Source organism: Nostoc sp. NMS9 (assembly GCF_017114995.1).
Lineage (GTDB): Bacteria > Cyanobacteriota > Cyanobacteriia > Cyanobacteriales > Nostocaceae > Nostoc.
Genome location: NZ_JABXKL010000048.1, coordinates 83,337 through 89,612 on the forward strand (window position 1 = coordinate 83,337; position 6,276 = coordinate 89,612).

5 protein-coding genes are annotated in these 6,276 nt (G+C 39.7%); 1 reads left to right on the forward strand and 4 read right to left on the reverse strand.

Features of this window, described 5'->3' with window-relative positions:
- Positions 1-117: 117 nt before the first annotated feature.
- Positions 118-858 carry a RibD family protein gene (locus HWQ40_RS15395; protein WP_292779150.1) on the reverse strand — a complete coding sequence of 247 codons (741 nt, stop codon included), beginning with the start codon at positions 856-858 and terminating at the stop codon, positions 118-120.
- 293 nt (positions 859-1,151) lie between these two features.
- Here HWQ40_RS15395 and HWQ40_RS15400 point away from each other — a divergent pair, with 293 nt between their 5' ends.
- A complete protein-coding gene (locus tag HWQ40_RS15400; protein ID WP_292779153.1) occupies positions 1,152-3,281 on the forward strand; it encodes an ATP-binding protein in 2,130 nt (709 codons plus the stop codon).
- A gap of 60 nt (positions 3,282-3,341) precedes the next feature.
- Here HWQ40_RS15400 and HWQ40_RS15405 read toward each other — a convergent pair whose 3' ends face one another.
- The 3 genes from HWQ40_RS15405 to HWQ40_RS15415 form a co-directional block, all read right to left on the reverse strand.
- Positions 3,342-4,592, reverse strand: coding sequence for a hypothetical protein (locus tag HWQ40_RS15405; protein ID WP_292779155.1), 1,251 nt, complete (start codon positions 4,590-4,592; stop codon positions 3,342-3,344).
- Between the two features lie 3 nt (positions 4,593-4,595).
- Positions 4,596-5,324: a hypothetical protein gene (locus HWQ40_RS15410; protein WP_292779158.1), complete on the reverse strand. Its 729-nt coding sequence runs from the start codon at positions 5,322-5,324 to the stop codon at positions 4,596-4,598.
- Positions 5,325-5,331: 7 nt separating this feature from the next.
- Positions 5,332-6,276: trypsin-like peptidase domain-containing protein (locus HWQ40_RS15415; RefSeq protein ID WP_292779161.1), on the reverse strand; the 945-nt coding region annotated here is incomplete at its 5' end.

Consider the following 6,276-nt stretch of genomic DNA (forward strand, 5'->3'; position numbering starts at 1 on the left):
GACAAGGGAGAATTATTGAACAAGTCTCTCCCTTGTCTACCTTGTCTCTTCTCCATGCCCAATGCCCAATGCCCAATGCCCAATGCCCAATAAATAAATAACTTAACTTAGCGTAATCTAATCTGCTGGTCGTTGCAGGCGATAGTGTAAAAACACTTCTTGTTCAACTGTATGAACTTCTATAAGTTGTAACTTGGGAGCTAAATCGGGTAAAAATCCTTTGCCTTCGACGGGTGTGGGTGCAGTATTACCACCTAAAATCAGCGGACAGACAGTTAGCCATAATTCATCAATTAAATCTAATTCCAGCAAGGAAGCTACTAATTCACCTCCACCTAAGACCACCAAGCGTGTTATATGTAGAGTGGCTAGATACTTCAAGGCTGCGAGAATGTCAATTTCTCGCGTTGGTGTTTCAAAAACCAGAATCTTCTCAAATTCTGAAGGGTACTCCTGTACTCCGGTTCCCAAAGTTGAGTGAAGCGTCTGTAAGCGTTCTTTCCATGAAAATTCTCCTGCTGTTGTGGTGAGTAGCCAGCGTCTAACTGGTTGCTTAAAAAAGTGAATTTCCGGATTAAGGTTTGCAGAGTTTGTAATCACTATATGAACTGGTTGCCGAGGCTTCCCTCCTTGCGCCCGGAGTTGCACTAAAGTTGGATCGGTTACAGTAAGTGTTGTTCCATAAGCGTCCAGAGTCCCAGCACCGAACAAAACAGCATCAGAGGCAGCAATTTGTTTTTCTAAGTGTGCTTTATCAACCCTTGAGCCAAACCGAGCAGGCGATCGCTTAAAATCTGCTATCTTGCCATCTGCACTCATTGCTAAAACAACTGTAGTATGAGGACGATGTTGCAACATTAAATTGATTTGATAGTTTTAATATTTACTTTAGTCGTGTGTAGATTCTCAAAAAAACCATACCGACAAGCTACTGTTTTATAATTTCACCACTGTATTGATATGCAACACAAATCGCTTTTACATCTAGCATATACGAGTTTTGGTATACCACGTTTCTTTTTGAATTATAGCAATTTGTTATTTTTAAACATTGAAAATAAAATTCTGATAATTTAATAAAATGTCTCATCTAGCTGGTTTAATTGCATATCTTTGGTGTTGTAGATTGCAGGTGCAAAGTGAGACACTTGATGACTAATTCCCGCCAATCTTCCTTTCGTCGAATTTTAGTAACGAGAATATTGCTGCTGTTTGTTCCAGTTTTACTTGTAGGGGAAATTGTTGCCTTGAATAAAGCACGTTCTAGTATATTGAGAACTGCACGGCAAAATTTAACAGAAAGCGCCATCACTAAAGGGGAGAGAATTGGAGATGCGATCGCAATCTTAAAAGCTAATTTGCAGAGTGTAAGCAAAACAACGGTTATTCCGTCGGGTTCGCCTATACAAGAGCAAGAAATTCTCACACAGTTAAGGCAACAACTTCCAGCCAGTATTGAGTGCATCCAATTAACAAATCTCCTAAACCACAAGATAATTGCCAGTAGCTGTGGAGATCGAGAAATTGGAGAATTGAGATTACCTTTGCCTAATGATGGAATTGATGTCAAAGTAATCTTTCCGCCAAAGGCAGGAACGACTGGAAAAAGAAATACACAAAATCAACTGCAAGTAGTTTTATCTGCACCAGTTTCCGATAGCCAAAGAAATTCAATTTACAGCTTAAGTATTCAGTCTGCATTGTACCAACAAACCAGAAATCCGCCGGGATCGCTCACGGGCGCTATGGTAGTGATTGCTGAAGATGGCACAATTTTGGCACACCCATTCACAGATTGGGTGGGAACTAATATCAATCAGCACCCTCATGTTTCCCAAATCAAGAGCATAATTAAAAATGCAATTACGGGAAAAAACGATTCGATAAATTTGTCTTTTACACAGGGAAAAGAATTAGTCGCTGGCTATACAGCTATTGCAAATCCACTCACCCAAGAGCAGCAGCAAAAATGGATAGTTTTAGCTGTTACTAGTGTCGATAATGCGCTTTTTGGTTTAGAGGAAATCAAATTAATTCTCATTGTTTTGACAGTCGGTTTGATTGGTGCAAGTTTGTTAGCATCCCTATATTTAGCTCCTTACTTGGCCCGTCCTGTAGAAGAATTGCGAGACTACGCTCTCAATATTCACTCTCACCATGCCGCACAACCAGTTCCGCACAATTTTCAAATTCGGGAATTCAATCAACTGGCCCAAGCATTAGACCAAATGGTAGAACGGCTTAAAGCTGGATCGGAAGAATTAGAAATAGCTTGGAAAGAAGCAAAAAGTGCTAACCAGATTAAAAGCCAATTTTTGGCTACAACTTCCCATGAATTGAGAAACCCATTAAATATTATTATTAACTGTATTCGCCTGGTTGAAGAGGGTTTATGTGATGACCGGGAAGAAGAAATGGAGTTTCTCAAACGTGCCGATGAAACAACGATTCACTTGCTAGGTATTATTAATGATTTACTCGACATTTCTAAAATCGAAGCAGGTAAGCTTTCGGTCGTTTCTACACCTATTGACCTCCGACAAATATTGTTAGAGGTGATTAATTTACAATCAGTTAATGTTCAACAAAAGGGCTTGCAATTGAAATGTGAGTTAGCTCCCAAAGTGATCCCAATTAAGGCAGACGCGGGAAAACTCAAGCAGGTGCTAATTAATGTTATCGGCAATGCCACCAAGTTCACCGATACCGGAAGCATCACCATTGCTACAGAAATTCAATCTAGTAATGGTAAATCTCAGGTGGTAGTAGCTGTCAAAGATACAGGTATAGGCATTGATCCAACTCAACAGCACAAACTATTTCGCCCCTTTGTAATGGTGAATGGCAGTACGACACGTCAGTTTGAAGGTACTGGACTGGGACTTGCGATTTCACGAAACTTAATCGAACTCATGGGAGGTAGCATTACTCTTGAGAGTACAGGACTTCATCAAGGTACGACACTGAAAATTACTTTACCTTTGATTGATATCTCACTGTTAGGTGTTCCAAATAAAGAAGCAAATGTCGGGGAACTGGGATTCTCCTCTGGGAATGAAGCGGTAAAAGCAAGCCGCTACCCCAGCCTACAGGAGTTTGGGGGAAGTTCCTCTTTGGGGATCAATAAGTCTGTGAAAATAGAGATAGACAAAAAAAAGTTCCCGAAGTCCCAGTTGCTATTTGGAAATGAGACTTGCGAGATTCGTCTTTCGCCCCTGCAAACTATTTTGGTAAGTCTTCCAAAAGGAGGAGTTTGTGCAAATGGGACTTTCAAGAGGTAATTCTTGTTAGACTCTAATTCAAAATTAAAAAAAATAAATTTGAATCCTCACTCCTAACGGCTATGGTTTTGATCCTGATTTAGAAGTGTTACTAAACAACCAAGACAAAAGATTTGCAACCGTAGCAGCGCCAAAAGAGAACAGCGCAATAATTGCATCACGAGGTAAAACACCATCTAACCAGCTACCCTGTATTTGAGAAACTGGAAAATTCTGATCTAGACCAATTTGAATCTCTTTAGTTTTCCCAGAAAAGCGAGCTTCTATTCCTTTTTTAGGGACAATTTGTAGATGGCGTATCAGTTGAATATTTAGAGGAGTATCAGGGTTTTCTCCCATGAGAAACTGATTTTGCTTAATATCCTGTTCCTGACCTACCATGCGGATTTTACCTTCCACAATAGTAGAAATTTGTAAATCGTCTCTGGCATCTTTACCATTTCTGTCTAAATCTAGAAATTTCACATCTTTGGTTTCTATCTTTTCTCTAAACCATTGTTCTGATTCATATTTGGGAGGTTTGGCTAAAGTAATATAAATATTGGTATTTTGTGCGATTTCTAAGTTAATTTTTTTATTATTTGGATTGACAATGAATTCTAGCGGTGTTTGTTTATCTGGTTGATTTGGTAATTTTAAATCTAGTAATTCATAACCTTCTACTATAACTTTGATTGGTTGTTCACCTAAATATAGTTCTAATGTATTTTGGTTGCTTTTTAAGTCTAATTTAGAGTTAGATTGCAGAAAAAAAGCCAACTGATTGCGATAAAAGTCATAACTTAATCCAGATACTTTTGTATTTGGTTGCAGCCGGAGTTCATCTAGGTTTATTCCACTTGTTGTTTGGAGATTAGCTGGGGCAATAATCCATCTACTATCGCTGTCTTTAAGCTGGATTTTTAAGGAGTTTGACTGATTAAGTTCTGGCCAAGTTTCGCTTTGAAAATTGCCTGTGAAAGTTAGGGTTTGTTTGCCTTCATTTTCTAGTTCTTTAATGCCGCGAATATCTTGAAGAAAGAGTTTTGATTGTTCTCCGTTATAAATAAAACTCATTTCTTGAGAAATGATATTACCTTCAAATGTATGTGTGCCAGGTACAATTGCGGCAAAGGTGACGATAGTCAAGAATAAAAGTAACAGCAATACCAACAATGAATTTTTATAATTTGAAATGGTTCGTAGTAAGCGTTTTAGCGCTGAAGCACTGACTATAAACCACGCAACTAGATATGTTTTCAGAAAATTCAACCATTGGCGAATTTTGATGAAGTTGGAAAAATTTTGTTTGGCTTTTTGCCGAGATGCCATGATTTATTTCAACCAATTTGGATTATGTTCAAATACAATTCGCCTTTCGATGCGATCGCTAGGTTCATCTCTTCGGTCAATATTAGCAACATAGTGCAGTTCATAGCGCCCAGATGGCGCATTGCGACCATCCCAGGTAAAAATAGTTTCACCCTTTTTCGGGTTGGGGCGGGAAGTGCTATAGATTGCTGGTTCACCTTTGGAGAGGATTTCAAAGTTGGTAAATCTCACTCTGTCTTGAGAATAAAAGACAAATTCATACTTACCCGAAGTTTGCCCCAGAATGACTGGAACATAGACAGGCTGGGAACCAAGGTTATAGGATGCCACAGCGCGAAGGCTGTTAGCTGGTATTTTTGCTTGCCTGAGAACGTAAGTATCCCAGCTAAAGCTGAAACGCGAACCATTATTAGACAATAACAAGTCATCCATTTGATAGTGATAATTATCACCCAAGGATTTCACTATTACTTGAGGATTTTTACCACCACTGATGCGGGGAATTTGCACCGTTAGGGTTTTGCCAAAACTGGTTAGGTTCCGGGTAGCAATAGAAATCAGGTTCAAGCTATTGCCGCTTAATTGTTCTTCTTTGATGCCTTCGCAGCGATTGGGTGGTTTGCGCTGGATATAATCGGTAGATTTGGGGTTCCCTTCTGGGCAAGAAGCAGCAGCAGGAAGATGGCTGATACTGAGGATTAATAGGCTGGCAAGAATAATTTTATAATTCATAGTTTGTTTAACGAATGCTCCAGGTAAGCAGTTGTTTTTGAATCTCAGACATCGGATAAGCCAAATCTTGGTCTTCAACTGTTTTTCGGGCAAAGACGATGCCTAAAAGTTTATTTTGCGAATCAATCACAGGACTGCCAGAATAACCAGGTTTGAGTGCCGCTTGAGATATTTCTAATCGCTGGTTGTTATGGTTACTAATCTGTCCTGATTGGATAGACCAAGATTTATCTTTTCCCTCTTCAGCAGAATGACCGATAATCCGAATGGGCATTTTCGGGGCGATCGCAGTTGAGGAAATGGGTAAAGGCTGGATATCTTCTGGCAGATTACCGCTAACTTCCAAAACGGCTAAATCGAGTTGTTCGTCTGTGGAAGTCATTTTGAACAGCTTGGCATCTCGCCCCATTCGCACTCGGTTTGATGGCGGTGAACTGAAAAATTCTACTTGAATATTTTTACCTTGTTCATTGTGATCGAGATCGAAAATGACATGACGATTGGTAAGAATCAATGTTCGGTTGCTTTCTCGCTTAATTACTACACCAGTGCCGATCTCAGTTCCTTGGCGTTCGCCGTTCAAAAACTCCGCAGTGATGAGTACCACAGAACGCCTAACTGGTATAGTGGGATCATTTTTAGGCAACCATTGGCGATCGTCGTATACGCTCGTAGCTAGATTATATTTTTGCTCTTTCCATAAACGATGCGCTTTGTAATTGTTATTACTGGCATAAACATAAGTGTGGTCAATCTTTTCTGACTCATCAAACTCTGCAATGGCTTCTTTTAGTTTTCCTTGCTCTTGGAACACTAAACCCAAACCATTATTGGCGAGAGTATGAGCGCTGGCTGGGGTTATAGAATTGTCTTCTGGCAATGTTAAGGCTTTTTGGTAGGCGGCAACTGCTGCATCTAATTTCTTCTGGTAATACAGCGTATTGCCGAGATT

Coding starts and splice junctions, on each gene's coding strand:
- HWQ40_RS15395 (WP_292779150.1), bottom strand. CDS start 858: ATGTTGCAACATCGTCCTCATACTACAGTTGTTTTAGCAATGAGTGCA.
- HWQ40_RS15400 (WP_292779153.1), top strand. CDS start 1,152: ATGACTAATTCCCGCCAATCTTCCTTTCGTCGAATTTTAGTAACGAGA.
- HWQ40_RS15405 (WP_292779155.1), bottom strand. CDS start 4,592: ATGGCATCTCGGCAAAAAGCCAAACAAAATTTTTCCAACTTCATCAAA.
- HWQ40_RS15410 (WP_292779158.1), bottom strand. CDS start 5,324: ATGAATTATAAAATTATTCTTGCCAGCCTATTAATCCTCAGTATCAGC.